Source organism: Tardiphaga sp. 839_C3_N1_4, assembly GCF_051811045.1.
In the GTDB taxonomy this organism is placed as follows: domain Bacteria; phylum Pseudomonadota; class Alphaproteobacteria; order Rhizobiales; family Xanthobacteraceae; genus Tardiphaga.
Genome location: NZ_JBPWQD010000001.1, coordinates 1,758,377 through 1,776,046, shown reverse-complemented (window position 1 = coordinate 1,776,046; position 17,670 = coordinate 1,758,377). Strand labels below are relative to the sequence as shown.

The following is a 17,670-nucleotide window of genomic DNA, read 5'->3' as shown; positions in this document are numbered from 1 at the left end:
CGCTAACCGGCTGCCGCTGACACCTCTTTCGCTGTCGGCATCGACGGGCCGGCGCCCATTCGCTGTACGCAAAGCGACGCGGCGACATTGGCATAGCCAATGGCACTCTGCAGGGAATGTCCATCCGCAAGCCGTGCGGCTATAGCGCCGACGAAGCAGTCGCCGGCGCCGGTGGTGTCAATCGCCTTCACGAGGCGGGCGGCTTCGAGGTGGGCTTGGCCGTCGATCAGCGCGATCGCACCGCGCTTGCCCAGCGTGATGCAGATGTTCGGCCGATGATCAGTCTGTAATGTCGAAGCGGCATCGACAAATCGCGCATCGGGATCTGTCTCATGCAGCTCGACACCTGCGAGCAGGCCGAGCTCACTTTCATTGAGGATCAAGACATCGACCAGAGCCAAGAGCTCACGGTCGATCGGCATCGCCGGTGCCGGATTGAGAATCGTTATCGCGCCGGCCGCGCGAGCCCGTGCGAAGAAAGCCGTGATGGCTGGCAGCGGAATCTCAAACTGGCTGACGGCAACGTCGCCCTGCCGGAGTGGGGGCGCGGCGACATTGGCCGCATTCACCAGCGCATTGGCGCCGGGAACCACAATGATGGTGTTGTCGGCATTCGCAACGGTGATGATTGCCGTTCCGGTGCCGGCGCCAGCGACCTCACGCACGTAAGCGAGATCGACGCCCTGCATGGCCAGAAATGCCCTGGTGTCGCGGCCAAAGGCATCCGCGCCGATGCAGCCGATCAGCATGGTCGCTGCACCAAGTTTCGCCGAAGCAACGGCCTGATTGGCGCCCTTGCCCCCGGGAAAATACAATATCTCGCGGCCTGCCACGGTTTCACCGATTGCCGGATGGCGGTCAGCAGTCGCGACCACGTCCATATTGATGCTGCCGGCGACGACAATCCGGCTCATGGTGGTCACACCTGTGCCCGATATTCCTCACGCACCGCTGCGATGTCAGCCAATGTCGGCAGGCCCGCTTCATTGCCAAGCCGCTGGATCTTGAAGGTCGATGCGGCCCGCGCGAATTTGAAATGCTCGGCCCAGCTATGGCCGGGATTGGCCAGATACGAATAGACGTAAGCGCCGTGGAAGACATCGCCGGCGCCATTGGTATCGATCACCTTCTCACGCGGGATCGGCAGCGCGGGGAGTGTGTGCACTGTGCCTGCTTCGTCATACCAGAGCAGGCCTTTCTCGCCGAGCGTGACGCCGCCGACGCGGCAGCCACGGCTCTTGAGATAGTCGAGCATCTTCTCCGGCGTTAGATCCATCTGCTCGCAGAGACGTTCGGCGACGATGGCGACGTCGATGAATTCCAGCAGCTCGTGTGTGTTGGTGCGTAAGCCGCCGCCGTCGAGTGAGGTGAGAATGCCGGCTTCGCGGCACAGTTTCGCATAGTGGATTGCGGCATCGGGCTGATGGCCGTCGATATGCAGCGCGCGGCAAGCGCCGAGATTGAGCAGCGGGAACGGATGGATATGCTCGTCGTCGCGGCAGCGGACGATGGCGCGCTTGCCGTCTTTCGGCATGATGAAGGACAGCGATGAACTAGCCACTTTGCGCGGATGGACCTCGATGGCGTATTTCGCCGACATGTCCATGAACATGCGGCCCAGCCAGTCATTGGCGACGGTGGCGATCAGATCGGGCACGATGCCCAGCTTGGCGCAGCAGAAGGCGGCGGTGACCGCATTGCCGCCGAACGACACGGCATAGTCGGAGGCGACGTGTTTCTCGTCGCCGGTCGGCATATGGTCGGTGATGAACGTGACGTCGATATAGGTCTGTCCGATAAAGAGTGCCTTCATGAATCCGTCCGTCTCGCCTGAGGGATGGCTGCACCCGTCCGGAGACGGCGCATCAGTCAGCTTAACAGCGCCTGCGACGAGGTCACCACCGAAATTGTGCGATGCCGCAGGATGCCGCAGCCGGGCGGAGTTGGTTTTCGGCATTGCGGCTCGAAAACTGGCATAGTTCGATCACAACAACGCCACGAAGAGGGGAGGGATGCGATGATCACCGGGCTGGATCACGTCGTCATTTTGCTGGAGGACCTGGAGGTGGGGATCGCCACCTATCAGACCCTGTTCGCCCGCGCGCCTGCCTGGCGCAGCACCAGCGACGGTGCGGCCATGGCGATCTTCACGGTGGCCAATATGTCGGTCGAGCTGATGGCGCCTGTCGGTCACGGTTCGGCCGCCGATCGCATCAGGGCCGTGCTGCCGGAGCAGGGTGCGACGCTGGCCAGCATCTGTTTCCGGACTGGCGATATCGCGAAGATGCATCGCCGGCTCGATCGCCTGGCGCTGAAGCCTGATCCCATCGCCGAGGTCGAGAGCAGGGATACCGAGACCGGCGCCACACTCTCCTGGAAGCGTACCCGTGCGGCAACGGACGCGACGCGCGGCGTCCGGCAATTCTTTCTCGAACTGTCCGACGAGCGCCCGGTGTCGTCCCCGGTGGGCGATACGCCGTTCCTTGGCCTCGACCATATCGTTGTCGCCACGCAGGATCCGGAGCGCGCCGCGGCGCTCTATGGCGCGCGACTAGGCCTCGACATGGCGCTGGATCGCTCCAATCCGGAGTGGGGCCATCTGATGTTCTTCCGCTGCGGCGATTTGATCGTCGAGGTCGTGCATCGCCCCGACGACAAGGCGGACAAGAATCGCGACAAGCTCTGGGGTATGACCTGGCGCGTTGCCGACGTCGATGCCGTCCGCGAGCGCTTGCTCGCCGCGCATGTCAACGTGTCGGAGGTGCGTAATGGCCGCAAGCCGGGCACCCGCGTGGTCAGCCTGCGCGATGGCACCTGCGGAATTCCGACGCTGCTGATCGAGCGGACGGGGAAGGATGTGTGAGCTGAGCTCGTCGCTTATTTGAAGAACACCGAACAGCCCTGCCATAGCAGCACCAGCGAGATCACCAGCAGCAGTGCATAGGCGATGTTGTAGAACAGGTTGGTCGGCGTGTGTTTCACCAGCCAGATGCCCATGAAGTTCGCGATGATGGCCATCGGCAGCAGTGCCAGCGATGTCGCGAAATTGCCGGCGTGGAATTGGCCGAGCGCGAAATAGGGCACGATCTTCAGCGCATTGACCACGGCGAAGAAGATCGTGGTGGTCCCGACCAGCACCAGCTTCGGCAGCCGCTGCGGCAGCACATAGACCTGGAATGGCGGGCCGCCGGCCTGGGTCATGAAGGATGTGAAGCCAGATACCGCGCCCCAGAACACGCCGCCGGCCGGGCCCATGCGCGTTGGTTCGATCCTCGCGCGCTTGCGCCAGACATCGATCACGAAGATGAGGCCGATCAGACCGACGGTGATACGCACGGCATTGTCGGATATATAGGAGGCGAGCAGCCACGCCAGCGTCATGCCGGCGACCGCGCCCGGCAACATGATCTTCAGATTCGATCCGTCCCACTCGCGGCGATAGACATAGATCGAGATCAGGTCCTGCGTGATCAGCACCGGCAGCAGCAAGGCGGCTGCTTCGAGCGGCGGCAGATACAGCGCCAGCAGCGGCGTGGCGGCAATGCCGACGCCGGAGAAGCCGCCTTTGGAGAGGCCAAGGAAAATCACTGCCGGAATGGCGACGGCATAGAAGAACGGGTCTGTGATGATGGCAGGCACAAGCAGGTCCGGTTGGGGCAGGGCAGTGATAGCGACGGCGCCCGCAAAAGGCGATGCCCGTTTGCGCATATGGCCCGGAACATGCTTTGTTCTCAAGCGGGCAAACGCATGCTACACGCGATAGACGTGCGGCTGTTGCGTCATTTAGCTGAGCGACGGGATCCGGGTTTGGCAAAAACAACTAAAAAAGCTCCGAAGAAAGCATTGAAGTGGCAGCGCGACCCGGAAGGGATGCGTCTGCGCATTCTCGAGGCTGCCAAGAAGGAATTCGCGAGCAAGGGCCTCGCCGGTGCGCGCGTCGATCGCATCGCCGCACAGGCCGGCGCCAACAAGCGCATGCTCTACTATCACGTCGGCAACAAGGATGCGCTCTATCTTGCGGTACTCGAAGGTGCCTATGAGCAGATCCGCGCCGAAGAACGCACGCTCGATCTCGAACATCTCGATCCGCCCGAGGCCATCGAGAGCCTGATCGCCTTCACCTGGAACTATTTTATCCGCAACCCGGAATTCCTCGCGCTGCTCAACACCGAGAATCTGGAGCGGGCAAAGCACATCAAGCGCTCCACCAAGGTGAAGTCGATGCATTCGCCCTTTGTGGAGATGATCCGCACGGTGGTGTTGCGCGGCGTCGCGTCAGGCGATTTCAAGGTCGCGATGGATCCGGTGCAGCTCTACATTTCCATCGCTGCGCTGAGCTTTTTCTATATCGGCAACAACGCCACGCTCAGCGTGATTTTCGGCAGGGATCTCCTCGCGAAAGAGGCGAGGGACGAGCGGCTGGCGCATATGGTGGCGCTCGTTCTGGCGGCGCTCACCGGCCGATCCGTGGCCGAATTCCAGCTCCCGCCGGCGCCGGTTGTCCACACGCCAGCCCGCCAAAGCGCCTGAAATCATTGTATAATTTTCGCTAGTTAAGCGCCCAATTGACAACGGCGAAGCCATGCGCTGTATTTATCCAACGAGTTAAATGCGACCGCGAAGCCGGCATCTGGGAGACGAGACGCGTGAGTGAGAAGAAAGCACCCGGCAGTGTATCGAAGCTGCTGAACGCCTCATGGCTGCGCCCATTCCTGTTGCTGGTGATGATCGTTGTCGGCTGGGATCTGGCGATCCGCATCTTCAACATTCCCGCCTATCAGATCCCTGCGCCCGGCGACGTCGTGAAGGTGCTCTACACCGACTGGCCCGAACTGCTTGCGCAGTCAGGGCCGACGACCTACGCCACGCTGCTCGGCTTTCTCGCATCGGCCGTGTTCGGCATTCCGATCGCCATGCTGATCGCCGGCTCCAGGACCGTCGAGAGTTATGTCTATCCACTGCTGGTGTTCTCGCAGTCGATTCCCAAAGTCGCCATCGCGCCCTTGTTCGTGGTGTGGTTCGGCTTCGGCATCGTGCCGAAGATCATCGCCGCCTTTCTGCTCGGTTTCTTTCCCGTCGTGGTGTCAGCGGTGCAGGGCTTCAAGTCGGTCGATCCCGATATGGTCGATCTCGCCCGCGCCATGAAGGGCAGCCGCTTGCGCGTGTTCTGCGCCGTGAACCTGCCACACGCACTGCCGGCGATCTTCTCCGGTCTCAAGGTGTCGGTCACGCTCGCCGTTGTCGGTGCGGTGGTCGGTGAATTCGTCGGCTCCAATTCCGGCATCGGTTATGTGCTGCAGCGCTCGATCGGCACCTTCGATCTGCCGACGATGTTTGCGGCTCTCGTCATCCTCGCGCTGCTCGGCGTCATTCTGTTCTGGCTGGTCGATCGTATCGAACGCTTTGCGATTCCCTGGCACGTCAGTCAGCGCGCGGATGTCTTCATCGGGTCCTGATCGGGACCTGCAATTCCAAACAAGCGGTCCGGCGAAACGGGCCGCGATCACCTGCTTCAATGGGAGGCTAAAAATGCTGAAATGGGTTACTGCTGTTTCGACTGCCGCGATCACCGTCACGCTTGCACTCGCCACGCCGGCCGCTGCGGCCGACAAGGTGACGCTGATGCTCAACTGGTATGTCTATGGCGAGCATTCGCCGTTCTATTACGGCAAGGCCAAGGGCATCTATGAAGCCGAAGGCATCGATCTCGACATTCAGGAAGGCCGCGGTTCGGCTGCCACCGTGCAGGCTGTCGCTGCCAAGAGCGTGAATTTCGGCTATGTCGACGTTCCCACCATGATGCGCGCGGCCGTGAAGGGCGCTCCGGTGATCGCCACCGGCGTGCTGCTGCAGACCTCGGCCATGTCGGTGATGGGCTTCGTCGACAAGAACATCAAGAAGCCGGACGACATCAAGGGCAAGACCGTGGCGATTACGCCGGCGGATTCCATGACCCAAATCTGGCCGCTGTTCCTCAAGAAGGCGGGCCTGAAGGAATCCGATTTCAAGACCGTCGCCGGCGACGGCCAGACCAAGCTCAACGCCGTCATCAACGGCCAGGCTGACCTGTTGCTCGGCTACGTCATGGACCAGTCCATGAAGATCAAGGATGCCACCGGCAAGGATGTGTATCCGATCAAGTTCGCCGATTACGGCATTCATCTGGTGTCGTCGGGCATCATCACCAATACCGACTATGCCAAGGCCAATCCGGATCTTGTGAAGCGCTTCATGTCGGCCACCACCAAGGCCGTCGAAGCTGCGTCGAAGGAGCCGAAGGCTGCTGCGCAGGCGATCCTCGATGCCAACCCGAAGGGCGGCAAGATCGAGACCCTGACCCAGGGCTTCGAGCTCACCATCCCGCTCTACACCACGCCGGAAACCAAGGGTAAGCGCCCGTTCCAGGTCACCGACCAGAACATGAAGGACTCGGTGGAGCTGATGGTCGAATACGGCGGTCTGGAAGCCAAGGCCAAGGAAAATCCGAAGGCTTTCTACACCAACGAATATCTGCCGAAGTAATCGGCCCGGCGATCTCGACCGAACTGACGAAACCAACAGGACTAGCCTTAATGACTGCAGCGATGAGGACCATGAGCGTCGATCAACCGAGTGCGCATCTTCGCGTCGTATCCGAGCAGTCCGCACCATCGAAGGCGTCGGGGATCAATCTCTCCGGCGTCTCCAAGACCTATGGGACCGGCGACGGCCAAGTGCAGTCGCTGCGTCCCCTGGACTTCCATATCAATGACGGCGAGTTCTTTGTCGTGGTCGGCCCGTCCGGCTGCGGCAAGTCCACGCTGCTCAAACTGATCTCGGGCCTTCTTGCGCCGACATCAGGCGAAATCCACGTCGATGGCAACAAGGTCACCGAGCCCCATGGCGATGTCGGAATCGTGTTCCAGAATGCGCTGCTGCTGCCGTGGCGGAACATCATCAACAACGTGTTGATGCCCATCGACATGAAGAATCTGCCGCGCGCGCAGTATATGGACCGCGCCAAGCAGCTGCTGAAAATGGTCGGCCTCGAAGGTTTCGAAAAGAAGCTACCGTGGCAGCTGTCCGGCGGCATGCAGCAACGCGCCTCGATCTGCCGTGCGCTGGTGCACGATCCCAAGATCATGATGATGGACGAGCCGTTCGGCGCGCTCGACGCCATGACGCGTGAGAAAATGAATGTCGAGCTGTCGCGTATCCAGCGCACCACCGGCAAGACAATCCTCCTCATCACCCATTCGATTCCCGAAGCAGTGTTCCTCGCCGACAAGGTGCTGGTGATGACCGAGCGCCCCGGCGGAATCGCCGCGATCTATGACGTGCCGCTCGGCCGCGAGCGCACGCTCGATGCGATGTCGAACCCGATCTTCACCGATCTGGTCGCGCGCATCCGCAAGCATTTCATGACCAACAGCACACTGGACTAAGGCCCATGTCCATGTCGGCACGGATCGCCTTGCGAGACATTACGCTGTTCGAGCGCCACGTGGCGTTCGTGCGGCCGTTTCGCTTTGGCGCCGTGACGGTCAATGCCGCGCCGCAGGCTTTCGTGCGAGTCGAGCTCGAGGTCGAGGGCAGGGGCGTGTTCGTCGGCGCATCCGCCGAGCTGATGGTGCCGAAGTGGTTCGACAAGCGGCCGCATCTCGCTATCGATGACACCGTGAATGAGCTCCGGCAGTCGCTCGCAATCGCGAAAGAGCTCTATCGCGCGCAGTCGGGTTTCATTTCGGCCTTTGGTCTGCATGCGGCCTGCATCGGCGACCAGATGAAGGCCTGCGCCGAACTGGACATTCCACCGCTGGCTGCAAGCTTTGGTCCGGCGGAAATCGACAAGGCTGTGCTCGACGCACTGCTACGTGGCTTGGGCACGGATTTCTTCACGGGCATGAAGGCCAACGTCGCCGGTCTTACCGCGCGTCTTGCTCCCGATCTCGGCGCCGACGACATCGCGACGTTCCTGGCCAGCCGTCACCGGCTTGAGCGCGTCGCGCTGCGCCACACCGTCGGCCTCGATGATGTGATCGAAGGCGAGGGCGGTGTCGCCGACCCCGGAGAGAACAGTGGAGCGCGTTACTTCAAGCTCAAGATGAACGGCGATCCCGCGGCAGATGCCGCACGTTTGACCCGGATCGGCGACGCACTGACGATGCTGCCATACGATTATCAGGTGACGCTCGACGCCAACGAGCAATATGCCGACCTCAACGCGCTCGGCGCGCTGGTCGATCGCCTCGACAATGACAGCGCACTGGCGCCGATTGCATCCAAGCTACTTTACATCGAACAGCCCATGCCGCGCGACATCACGCGCGAGTCGCCGCTCGGCAGTTTGTCGTCGCGCAATTTCATCATCGACGAAGCCGACGACAATTGGGACGCATTCCCCGCCGTCAAGGCGCTGGGCTATCGCGGCATTTCGTCGAAATCCTGCAAGGGCTTCTACAAGTCGATTGCGAATGCGACCCGTGCTGCCGCGTGGAGCGCGCAGGGTGTCGACCATTTCATCACCGGCGAGGATCTCACCTGCCAGGCCGGCCTCGGCGTGCAGCAGGATCTGGCGCTCGGTGCGCTGATTGGCGTCACCCATGCCGAGCGCAACGGCCATCACTACGTCGATGGTTTCGGCACCGCGCCGGCTGGCGAAGCCGAGGCCTTCCTGACGGCGCATCCCGACCTCTACAGCAGGGACGGCGACACCATCCGTCTATCGATTCACGACGGCGATCTCCTCACGGAATCGCTGACCTCCGCCGGATTTGCATCCGGCGCACATCCGGACTGGTCGGCGCTGGCGCCGCTCCAGCTCGCTTCATCCGATCATTCTCAAACTAAAGTTCTCCAGGAGTCCTGACTATGGCTGTCCACCGCCTCGGCATCATCATGAACGGCATCACCGGCCGTATGGGTCTCAACCAGCATCTCGTGCGCTCGATCGTTGCAATCCGTGCGCAGGGCGGCGTGACCTTGAAGAACGGCGACCGCATGATGCCGGATCCGATCCTGGTCGGCCGCAATGCCGAGAAGATCGAAGGCCTCGCCAAAAAGTACGGCATCGAGCGCTGGACCACCGATCTCGACAAGGCCTTCGCCGACAAGAACGACAGCATCTTCTTTGATGCGGCGACCACGCAGGCACGCCCGGGCCTGCTCAACCGCGCCATCGAGGCCGGCAAGCATATCTATTGCGAGAAGCCGATCGCGACCAATCTCGAGGCGGCACTCGACGTCATCAAGAAGGCCAACGCAAAGGGTCTCAAGCACGGCACGGTGCAGGACAAGCTGTTCCTGCCCGGTCTGAAGAAGCTGGCGATGCTGCGCGACAGCGGTTTCTTCGGCAAGATGCTCTCAGTGCGCGGCGAATTCGGCTACTGGGTGTTCGAAGGCGACTGGCAGGAAGCCCAGCGCCCGTCTTGGAACTACCGCGCCGAAGATGGCGGCGGCATGATCCTCGACATGGTCTGCCACTGGCGTTACGTGCTCGACAACCTGTTCGGCGAAGTCGAGAGCCTCACTTGCCTTGGCACCACTGACATCCCGGCGCGCTGGGACGAGCAGGGCAAGAAGTACACGGCGACCGCCGACGACTCGGCTTATGCGACCTTCAAGCTGAAGGGCGGCGTCATCGCGCATATGAACATGTCCTGGGCCACGCGCGTCTATCGCGATGACCTCGTGACTTTCCAGGTCGACGGCACCCACGGTTCAGCCGTTGCCGGTCTCACCGAATGCATGATCCAGGCCCGTCAGGCGACGCCGCGCCCGATCTGGAATCCCGACGAGAAGCGCACCCACGACTTCTATGCCGACTGGCAGAAGGTTCCGGACAACGCCGTCTACGACAACGGCTTCAAGGAGCAGTGGGAAATGTTCATCCGTCACGTCTGTGAGGATGCGCCCTACAAGTACACGCTGCTCGAAGGCGCCAAGGGCGTGCAGCTCGTCGAATGCGCGCTGGAAAGCTGGAAGGAGCGCCGCTGGATCGACGTTCCCGCACTCAAGGTCTGAGGTTCGCCATGAACAAGCCAGTCATGCCCACGTCGACTGCGTCGTCGCTGTCGCTGAAACTGCCGAAGGCCGATCGTTCGATCGAGACCTATCGTCTCGCAGCATCGCGCACGTTTCCGGCCAAGCTGGAAGGCGCGCTGAACCGCATCGCCTTCTCGGCGGCGCATATCGTCGCCGACCCGCTGGCGGAGTGCGATCCGTGGCTCAATCAGACCATCGATTGGGACCGCACCATCGCATTTCGTGAACACGTCTGGGATCTCGGTCTCGGCGTCGCAGAAGCGATGGACACCGCTCAGCGCGGCATGGGTATGGACTGGCCGACCTCGCTCGAACTCATCACGCGCTCCGTCGCGGCGGCCAAGCCGCGCGGCGCGCTGGTATTCTCGGGCGCCGGCACCGATCACCTCGCGGTGGAGGATGCCAGGTCGATTGATGACGTGATCAAGGCCTACGAACAGCAGTTCGAAGCCATCGAGAAGGTCGGCGGTCGCATCATCCTGATGGCGTCGCGTGCGCTGGCCAAGCTCGGCAAGAGCGCCGAGGATTACGGCCGCGTCTATGACCGCATCCTGTCGCAGTCGGCGCAGCCGGTGATCATCCACTGGCTCGGCGACATGTTCGATCCGGCGTTGGCGAATTACTGGGGCACGTCGAGCCTCGACACCGCGATGGATATCGCGGTCGATGTCATCAACCGTAACGCCGCCAAGGTCGACGGCGTCAAGGTGTCGCTGCTCGATGCGCAGCGCGAGATCGACATGCGTCGCCGTCTTGATCCCAAGGTCAAGATGTATACTGGCGACGATTTCAACTATGCGGAACTGATCGCCGGCGACGACAAGGGCTTCTCGCACGCGCTGCTCGGCATCTTCGATGCCATCGCGCCGGCCGCGTCTTATGCATTGTCGCGTCTGGCGGCAGGCGACGAGGCCGGCTTCCACGACGTGCTCGGCCCCACCGTGCCGCTGTCGCGTCACATCTTTAAGGCGCCGACGCGGTTCTACAAAACCGGTATCGTGTTCATGGCCTATCTCAACGGCCATCAGGACCACTTCACTATGATCGGCGGGCAGGAGAGCACGCGCTCGACCCAGCATCTCGCCGAACTGTTCCGTCTCGCCGACAAGGCAGGTCTGCTGGCCAATCCCGAACTGGCGACGCAGCGCATGAAGGCGATCATGGCTACACGCGGGATCGAAGCCTGAGATGCGTGACTTCTCGAATGACCATCGCTGGCTGTCGCTGAACACGGCGACAGTCCGCAAGCAGGGCGACTTCGTCGCCATCGCCGAGGCCTGTGCACGTCACAAGATCCGCGGCGTCTCGCCGTGGCGCGATCAGGTGGCGGCCGTCGGGCTCGACAAGGCCGTGAAGGCGGTGCGGGATCACGATCTCGAATTGTCCGGCTACTGCCGCGGCGGCATGTTCGTCTCGGACGAAGCCCATCGCCAGCAGCAGCGCGACGACAACCGCCGCTGTGTCGACGAGGCCGTGGCGCTTGGCTCGCCATGCATCGTGCTCGTGGTCGGCGGGTTGCCGCAATATTCGCGGCCGGGCTCTGCGCCCTCGAAGAACATCATCAATGCGCGCGCGCAGGTCGATGACGGCATCGCCGAGATGATGGAATATGCGAGGCAGGCGAAGATGCCACTGGCCATCGAGCCGCTGCATCCGGCTTACGCGGCCGATCGCGCCTGCGTGAACACCACCGAACAGGCGCTTGATATCTGCGACCGGCTCGATCCCAACCGCACCGGCATGCTCGGCGTCGCCCTCGACGTCTATCACATCTGGTGGGATCCGGAGCTGCACGCGCAGATCGCGCGGGCAGGGCAGGACCGTCTGCTCGCATTTCACGTTTGCGACTGGCTGGTGCCGACGAAGGATATCCTCAACGACCGCGGCATGATGGGCGACGGTGTCATCGATATCCGCAGCGCACGTGCTGCTGTGGAAGCGCAGGGCTTCGCCGGTTATTCCGAGATCGAGATCTTCTCGGAGAACTGGTGGAGCAAGTCGATGGACGAGGTGCTGACGACCTGTATCGAGCGGCACAAGACGGTGGTGTAAAGCACGGTTTAGCGTCGAAACGCACGAACCTGACAGGCCAAAGCGGGGAAACCTGCAGAGGCCGCGTCCCAGGAAGCGCGGCCCCAGGAACAGAAATCGCCCATAGCAGTCGCAGACTGCGTAAACTTGTCTGCGGTGTGGCGCGCCGTGAGGCGTTGCGCGGTTGCAGCTTACCGGCGTTCCGGTGGAGCGAATCGCGACAGAAACCACCCTTTGCGCCTCACGGCGCGCTGCCACCCCTCATCTTGAGGGGGGCGCATAGCTCGGGCGCATTTGCGTCGTGAGGATGCAACACTGTGGCGGCCAGATACCACCTGCAGTCATTCTCCGGATGCAACGCACCATTTTCTTGACACGAATAGAGGTGAGTGCTTACTCACGACGCTATGAGCACACTTCGAATGACCCATGACCTCAGGCGCGAGCTGATCCTCAGCGCGGCGAAGCGATGCTTTGCGCGCAATGGATTTGCCGGCACGACGACCAAGAGCGTGGCGGCTGCGGCGTCAATTTCAGAAGGCTTGCTGTTCAAGCACTTCCCGACCAAGTCGGCGCTCTATGCCGAGATCCTGGCGGAGGAATGCGAAGCCGATCCCGCACTGAACAAGTTGCTCGGTTTGCCGCCGTCGACCGAGACGCTGGTGATTTTGATTCGCGGCATGGTCGGGCACTTCCTCGACATTCCGCGCGATCCCGATCCCGATCATGAAGAGGCGCAGCGCCTGCGGCTAATGGTCATCAGCCAGTTGCAGGACGGCGAATTCGCCCGGCTGCTGTTCGACAAGATCGGCGAACTGATCGGCCCGACCTTTACGGCGTCACTTGAAGACGCTGTCCGGACGGGCGATGCGGTCCGGATCGGAAAAGAGCCGATGGGTCTTTTCTGGTTTGCGCACCACACTGCGATGATGGCGGCGTTATCGCGCCTTCCCTCGGTTCCCTGTTTGCCTTATGCCAGCACCGCCGACAACGAGCGGCAACTTTGTGAGTTTATTCTCCGCGGTATCGGACTGAAAGACACGGCGATCGCGATGTATATCGATCGCGAGCTTCCGGCGTACCTGATGCCAGCGACTACGACAGAAAGCGCATGACATGACACTCACGACCGAACCCAACAGCACTACGGCGCCGCGCGCGACTGTCGAGAAGCCCCGTCCGCGTCCGCGGATGGTGCGTTGGTTCATCATTGTCGGCATCCTGCTGGCGATCCTGGTGGGCGGCCTGGTTGGCTTCAACGCATTCCGCGCCCACATGATCAAGCAGTTCTTCGCCACCATGAAGCCCCCGCCGACTGTGGTGAGTGTTGCGGATGCCAAGTCCGAGGTCGTGCCCAACCTGATCAGCGCCGTCGGCGATCTGGCCGCCGTGCATCAGGTCAACGTCACCTCCGACGTCAACGGCCGCATTACCGACATCCAGTTCACCGCGGGCGCGACCGTCAAGGCCGGCCAGCCGCTGGTGCAACTGTTCGACGGACCGGACCAGGGCGACCTCGCCAACTTCAAGGCGGCTGCCACCGTGGCACGCATCAATCTCGACCGCGCCAAACAGCTCGCCGAGCGTCAGGTTGGCCCGCAGGCCACCGTCGACACCACGCAGGCGGCATATGATCAGGCACAGGCCAATATCGCCAAGACCGAAGCGGTGATTTCGCAGAAGCAGGTGCGCGCGCCGTTCGACGGCGTGCTCGGCACGCGTCGGGTCGAAGTCGGCCAGTACCTGACGGCCGGCACGCAGATCGTGTCGCTCACCGACCTGTCCGCCGTCTACAACAACTTCACGGTTACGGAAAAAGACTCCGGCAAGCTGCAGGTCGGTCAGGCTGTGCGCATTTCGGTGGACGCTTATCCGGGCCGCAAGTTCGAGGGCAAGATCACCACGATCGAGCCGCAGATCAGCGCGGATACGCGCAACATTCGTGTTCAGGCGACGCTGCAGAATCCGGAAGGCATCCTGAAGCCGGGCATGTTCGCGACCACCACCGTGGTGCTGCCGAACAAACCGGCTGTCATCACCGTGCCGGAGACTGCAGTCGACTACACGCTCTATGGTGACTCGGTTTACCTGATCACCGAGAAGAAGACCGACGATGGCAAGAGCGAGCTCTCGGCGGTGCGCACCTTTGTGCGCACTGGCGACCGCATCGATGGCCGTGCAGTGATCACGCAGGGCCTGAAAGCCGGTGATCGCGTCGTGGCGGTCGGACAGCTCAAGTTGCAGTCCGGTGCGCTGGTGTCGATCTCGACCGATCCATTGCCGCAGATTCCGGCGAAGCCGCCGCTGAACTGAAACCCGATGGACGGGCCGCGAAATGCGGTCCGTCCCGGTTCATCTGAATGAATTTTCTCGCATCGTCGCGCGGCCTGTGATGGCCGGCAGATGGTGCCGATGACGGAGCGACCGCAATGGTCTTCACGGATATCTTCATCAAGCGCCCGGTGCTGGCGCTGGTCGTCAGCCTGCTGATCCTGCTGATCGGTTTCAAGGCTGCAACCAGCCTGCCGATCCGTCAGTATCCGAAACTGTCGAATACCGTGATCACCGTCACCACGGTGTATCCCGGCGCGTCGCCGGACCTGATGCAGGGCTTTATCACCACGCCGATCGAGCAGGCCGTCGCGGCTGCCGAAGGCATCGACTACATGACGTCGGCATCGACGCAGGGCCAGAGCCTGATCTCGGTCTATATCAAGCTCAACGTCGATCCCAATGCCGCGCTCACCGAAGTGCTGTCGAAGGTCAATTCGGTAAAGTACCTGATTCCGAAGGAAGCCAACGACCCCGTCATTCTGAAATCGACCGGTTCGACCACGGCCGTCATGTATCTCGGCTTCTCCAGTGAGGAACTGTCCGGCTCGGCGATCTCCGACTACCTGACGCGCGCGGTGCAGCCGATCCTGTCGACGGTGGACGGCGTGGCGTCGGCCGAAATCCTCGGCGGTCAGACCTTCGCGATGCGCCTGTGGCTCGATCCGCTGCGCATGCAGGGCCGCGGTGTATCTCCGGACGATGTCGCTGCGGCGATCCGCGCCAACAACTTCCAGGCGGCAGCGGGGCAGACCAAAGGCTATTACATCGTCTCCAATGTGACGGCGAATACCGACCTGCAGAACGTCGAGCAATTCAAGCGCATGACGGTGAAAGCCAAGGATGGCGGCTTTGTCCGTATGGAAGATATCGCCACCGTCGAGCTTGCCGCGCAGAGTACGGACGCGAGCGTGGCGTTTAGTGGTGAGCGCGCGATCTTTATCGGCGTGCAGTCGACGCCGCTCGGCAATCCGCTCAACATCGTCAAGGGCGTGCGCGCGCTGTTCCCCGAACTCGAGCGTAACCTGCCGCCATCGCTGAAGATGAAGGTCGCCTACGATTCCACCAAGTTCATCACGTCGTCGATCGAGGAAGTCGAGCACACGCTGATCGAAGCCGTCGGCATCGTGATCGTGGTCATCTTCCTGTTCCTGGCTTCGTTCCGCTCGGTCATCATTCCGGTGGTAACGATCCCGCTGTCGCTGGTTGGCGTCTGCAGCCTCATGCTCGTCATGGGCTTCAGTATCAATCTGCTGACCCTGCTGGCGATGGTGCTCGCCATCGGCCTCGTGGTCGACGACGCCATCGTGGTGGTGGAAAACATCCACCGCCATCTGGAGGAGGGTAAATCGCCGGTGCAGGCGTCGCTCGAAGGTGCGCGCGAGATCGTTGGCCCGGTCATCTCCATGACCATCACGCTGGCGGCGGTGTATGCGCCGATCGGCTTCATCGGCGGTTTGACCGGTGCGCTGTTCCGCGAATTCGCCTTCACGCTGGCGGGCTCGGTGATCGTATCCGGCGTTATCGCGCTGACGCTGTCACCGATGATGTGCTCGGTGCTGTTGAAGCAGGAAGAGCCGGGCTGGTTCGCCAAGAAGGTGGACAAGGTGTTCGGCGCTACCACGCGCTGGTATGGCCGGCAGCTCGATCGCTCGCTGGACTATCGCCCCATCACGGCCATGTTCGCCGTTGTGATCCTCGGTCTCGTCGGCTTCATGTACATGAATACGTCGAAGGAGCTGGCGCCCGAGGAAGATCAGGGCATTTTGTTTGCGGTGACCAAGGCACCGAAATACGCCAATATCGACTACGCGGATTTCTACGGCGATCGCATGGATGAGGCGTTCAAGAAGTTCCCGGAAACCGATCTGCGCTTCATCATCAACGGCACCAACGGTCCGAGCAACGGCATCGCCGGCATGCTGCTGAAGCCGTGGGACGAGCGCAAGCGTTCGTCCACGCAGCTGAAGCCGCTGGTGCAGGCCGAACTCAGCAAGATCGAGGGTGTCAACGCCTTCGCATTTAACCTTCCGGCGCTGCCGGGCGGTCCCGGCGGTCTGCCGATCCAGATGGTGATCAGCTCGACCAACGGTTTCCAGTCGGTCTATGAAGAGATGGTCAAGTTGAAGGACACCGCGCGCAAGAGCGGCCTGTTCATCGTCAGCGACAGCGATCTCGATTTCAATCAGCCAGTGGTGCGCGTCTCCATCGATCGCTCCAAGGCCAACGACCTCGGCATTACGATGTCGAGCATCGGCAATACGCTGGCGACGCTGCTCGGCGGCAACTACACCAACCGCTTCAACCTCGAGGGGCGCTCCTACCAGGTGATCCCGCAGGTGCCGCGCGGCATGCGGCTCTCGCAGGATTCGCTGGCGAACTACTATGTGCCGACGATCACGGGTCAGCAGGTGCCGTTATCGACGCTGGTTAAGGTCGAAACGGGCACCAACCCGAACGCGCTGTCGCACTATAACCAGCTGAACTCGGCGACCTTCCAGGCGGTGCCGATGCCCGGCGTGACGGTGGGGCAGGCGGTCGACTTCCTCGAAGGGGCGGCCAAGCAACTGCCCTCGGGATTCAACCACGACTATCTCGCCGACAGTCGGCAATATGTGCAGGAGGGTAACCAGCTCGCGGTGGCGTTCGGCTTCGCGCTGATCATCATCTTCCTGGTGCTGGCGGCGCAGTTCGAAAGTCTGCGCGATCCGCTGGTCATCATGATCACGGTGCCGATGGCGATCCTGGGCGCGTTGATCCCGCTGTTCTTCGGTCTGGCGACGATCAACATCTATACCCAAGTCGGTCTGCTGACGCTGGTGGGCCTCATCTCGAAGCACGGCATCCTGATGGTGGAGTTCGCCAACGAGTTGCAGCTCAAGGAAGGCCTCGATCGTCGCTCGGCCATCGAGATGGCCGCCCGCGTGCGTCTGCGTCCGATTCTGATGACCACGGCCGCGATGGTCACCGGCCTGCTGCCGCTGCTGACTGCAGCGGGCGCAGGCGCTGCGAGCCGCTTCTCGATCGGCCTCGTGGTCGTCTCCGGCATGATGATCGGCACGCTGTTCACGCTGTTCGTGCTGCCCGCGGTGTATGTCGCTGTCGCCACCGATCACCGCGCCAGCAAGGAAACGGAACGCGCCAAGCAGATCGAGGAGTTCGATCTGGAGCACACGCGGACAGCTTGATCGCACCGACGCGGCCTTGCGAAGCTGAGCTTGCGGGGCCACATGGTTTGAGGTTGGATGGCGGATCGCTTCATGCGATCCGCCATTATCTTTTGGC

The 17,670-nt window shown here is 61.9% G+C and carries 15 protein-coding genes; 12 read left to right on the top strand and 3 right to left on the bottom strand.

Going from position 1 to position 17,670, the window contains the following annotated elements; genetic code table 11:
* Positions 1 to 2: 2 nt before the first annotated feature.
* A complete protein-coding gene (locus tag AB8A38_RS08825; RefSeq protein ID WP_439085727.1) occupies positions 3 to 914 on the bottom strand; it encodes a ribokinase in 912 nt (303 codons plus the stop codon).
* 5 nt (positions 915 to 919) lie between these two features.
* Positions 920 to 1,813 (bottom strand): sugar kinase, encoded by an 894-nt coding sequence (locus tag AB8A38_RS08820; RefSeq protein ID WP_120291164.1) that lies wholly within the window; start codon positions 1,811 to 1,813, stop codon positions 920 to 922.
* 204 nt (positions 1,814 to 2,017) lie between these two features.
* On the opposite strand from AB8A38_RS08820, the gene AB8A38_RS08815 reads away from it, so the two are divergent.
* The gene (locus tag AB8A38_RS08815; protein WP_439085726.1) at positions 2,018 to 2,863 is read left to right on the top strand and encodes a VOC family protein; all 846 of its coding nucleotides are present in this window, start codon (positions 2,018 to 2,020) and stop codon (positions 2,861 to 2,863) included.
* Positions 2,864 to 2,877: 14 nt separating this feature from the next.
* Here AB8A38_RS08815 and AB8A38_RS08810 read toward each other — a convergent pair whose 3' ends face one another.
* The gene (locus AB8A38_RS08810; protein WP_439085725.1) at positions 2,878 to 3,639 is read right to left on the bottom strand and encodes a sulfite exporter TauE/SafE family protein; all 762 of its coding nucleotides are present in this window, start codon (positions 3,637 to 3,639) and stop codon (positions 2,878 to 2,880) included.
* A gap of 231 nt (positions 3,640 to 3,870) precedes the next feature.
* Between AB8A38_RS08810 and AB8A38_RS08805 the strand changes: the two genes are divergently transcribed.
* The 11 genes from AB8A38_RS08805 (at position 3,871) to AB8A38_RS08755 (ending at position 17,573) form a co-directional block, all read left to right on the top strand.
* On the top strand, positions 3,871 to 4,530 hold the full coding sequence (locus AB8A38_RS08805; protein WP_439088481.1) for a TetR/AcrR family transcriptional regulator: 660 nt from the start codon (positions 3,871 to 3,873) through the stop codon (positions 4,528 to 4,530).
* Between the two features lie 194 nt (positions 4,531 to 4,724).
* Positions 4,725 to 5,456 carry an ABC transporter permease gene (locus AB8A38_RS08800; RefSeq protein ID WP_246297556.1) on the top strand — a complete coding sequence of 244 codons (732 nt, stop codon included), beginning with the start codon at positions 4,725 to 4,727 and terminating at the stop codon, positions 5,454 to 5,456.
* A 73-nt stretch (positions 5,457 to 5,529) separates the two neighbouring features.
* The gene (locus tag AB8A38_RS08795; protein ID WP_439085724.1) at positions 5,530 to 6,522 is read left to right on the top strand and encodes an ABC transporter substrate-binding protein; all 993 of its coding nucleotides are present in this window, start codon (positions 5,530 to 5,532) and stop codon (positions 6,520 to 6,522) included.
* 50 nt (positions 6,523 to 6,572) lie between these two features.
* Entirely contained in the window at positions 6,573 to 7,424 is an 852-nt protein-coding gene (locus AB8A38_RS08790) for an ABC transporter ATP-binding protein (protein WP_320443673.1), read from the top strand.
* Positions 7,425 to 7,435: 11 nt separating this feature from the next.
* Complete coding sequence (locus AB8A38_RS08785) at positions 7,436 to 8,848, top strand: hypothetical protein (RefSeq protein WP_439088480.1); 1,413 nt, start codon at positions 7,436 to 7,438, stop codon at positions 8,846 to 8,848.
* Positions 8,849 to 8,850: 2 nt separating this feature from the next.
* Positions 8,851 to 10,002, top strand: coding sequence for a Gfo/Idh/MocA family protein (locus AB8A38_RS08780; protein ID WP_149533759.1), 1,152 nt, complete (start codon positions 8,851 to 8,853; stop codon positions 10,000 to 10,002).
* A gap of 8 nt (positions 10,003 to 10,010) precedes the next feature.
* The gene (locus AB8A38_RS08775; RefSeq protein ID WP_315841510.1) at positions 10,011 to 11,210 is read left to right on the top strand and encodes a dihydrodipicolinate synthase family protein; all 1,200 of its coding nucleotides are present in this window, start codon (positions 10,011 to 10,013) and stop codon (positions 11,208 to 11,210) included.
* 1 nt (position 11,211) lies between these two features.
* On the top strand, positions 11,212 to 12,075 hold the full coding sequence (locus AB8A38_RS08770; protein ID WP_439085723.1) for a sugar phosphate isomerase/epimerase family protein: 864 nt from the start codon (positions 11,212 to 11,214) through the stop codon (positions 12,073 to 12,075).
* Between the two features lie 386 nt (positions 12,076 to 12,461).
* Positions 12,462 to 13,169 carry a TetR/AcrR family transcriptional regulator gene (locus AB8A38_RS08765; RefSeq protein ID WP_315841512.1) on the top strand — a complete coding sequence of 236 codons (708 nt, stop codon included), beginning with the start codon at positions 12,462 to 12,464 and terminating at the stop codon, positions 13,167 to 13,169.
* A gap of 1 nt (position 13,170) precedes the next feature.
* Positions 13,171 to 14,367, top strand: a complete 1,197-nt coding sequence (locus AB8A38_RS08760; protein WP_439085722.1) for an efflux RND transporter periplasmic adaptor subunit — start codon at positions 13,171 to 13,173, stop codon at positions 14,365 to 14,367.
* A gap of 116 nt (positions 14,368 to 14,483) precedes the next feature.
* Positions 14,484 to 17,573: a MexW/MexI family multidrug efflux RND transporter permease subunit gene (locus AB8A38_RS08755; protein ID WP_315841514.1), complete on the top strand. Its 3,090-nt coding sequence runs from the start codon at positions 14,484 to 14,486 to the stop codon at positions 17,571 to 17,573.
* Positions 17,574 to 17,670 lie beyond the last annotated feature (97 nt).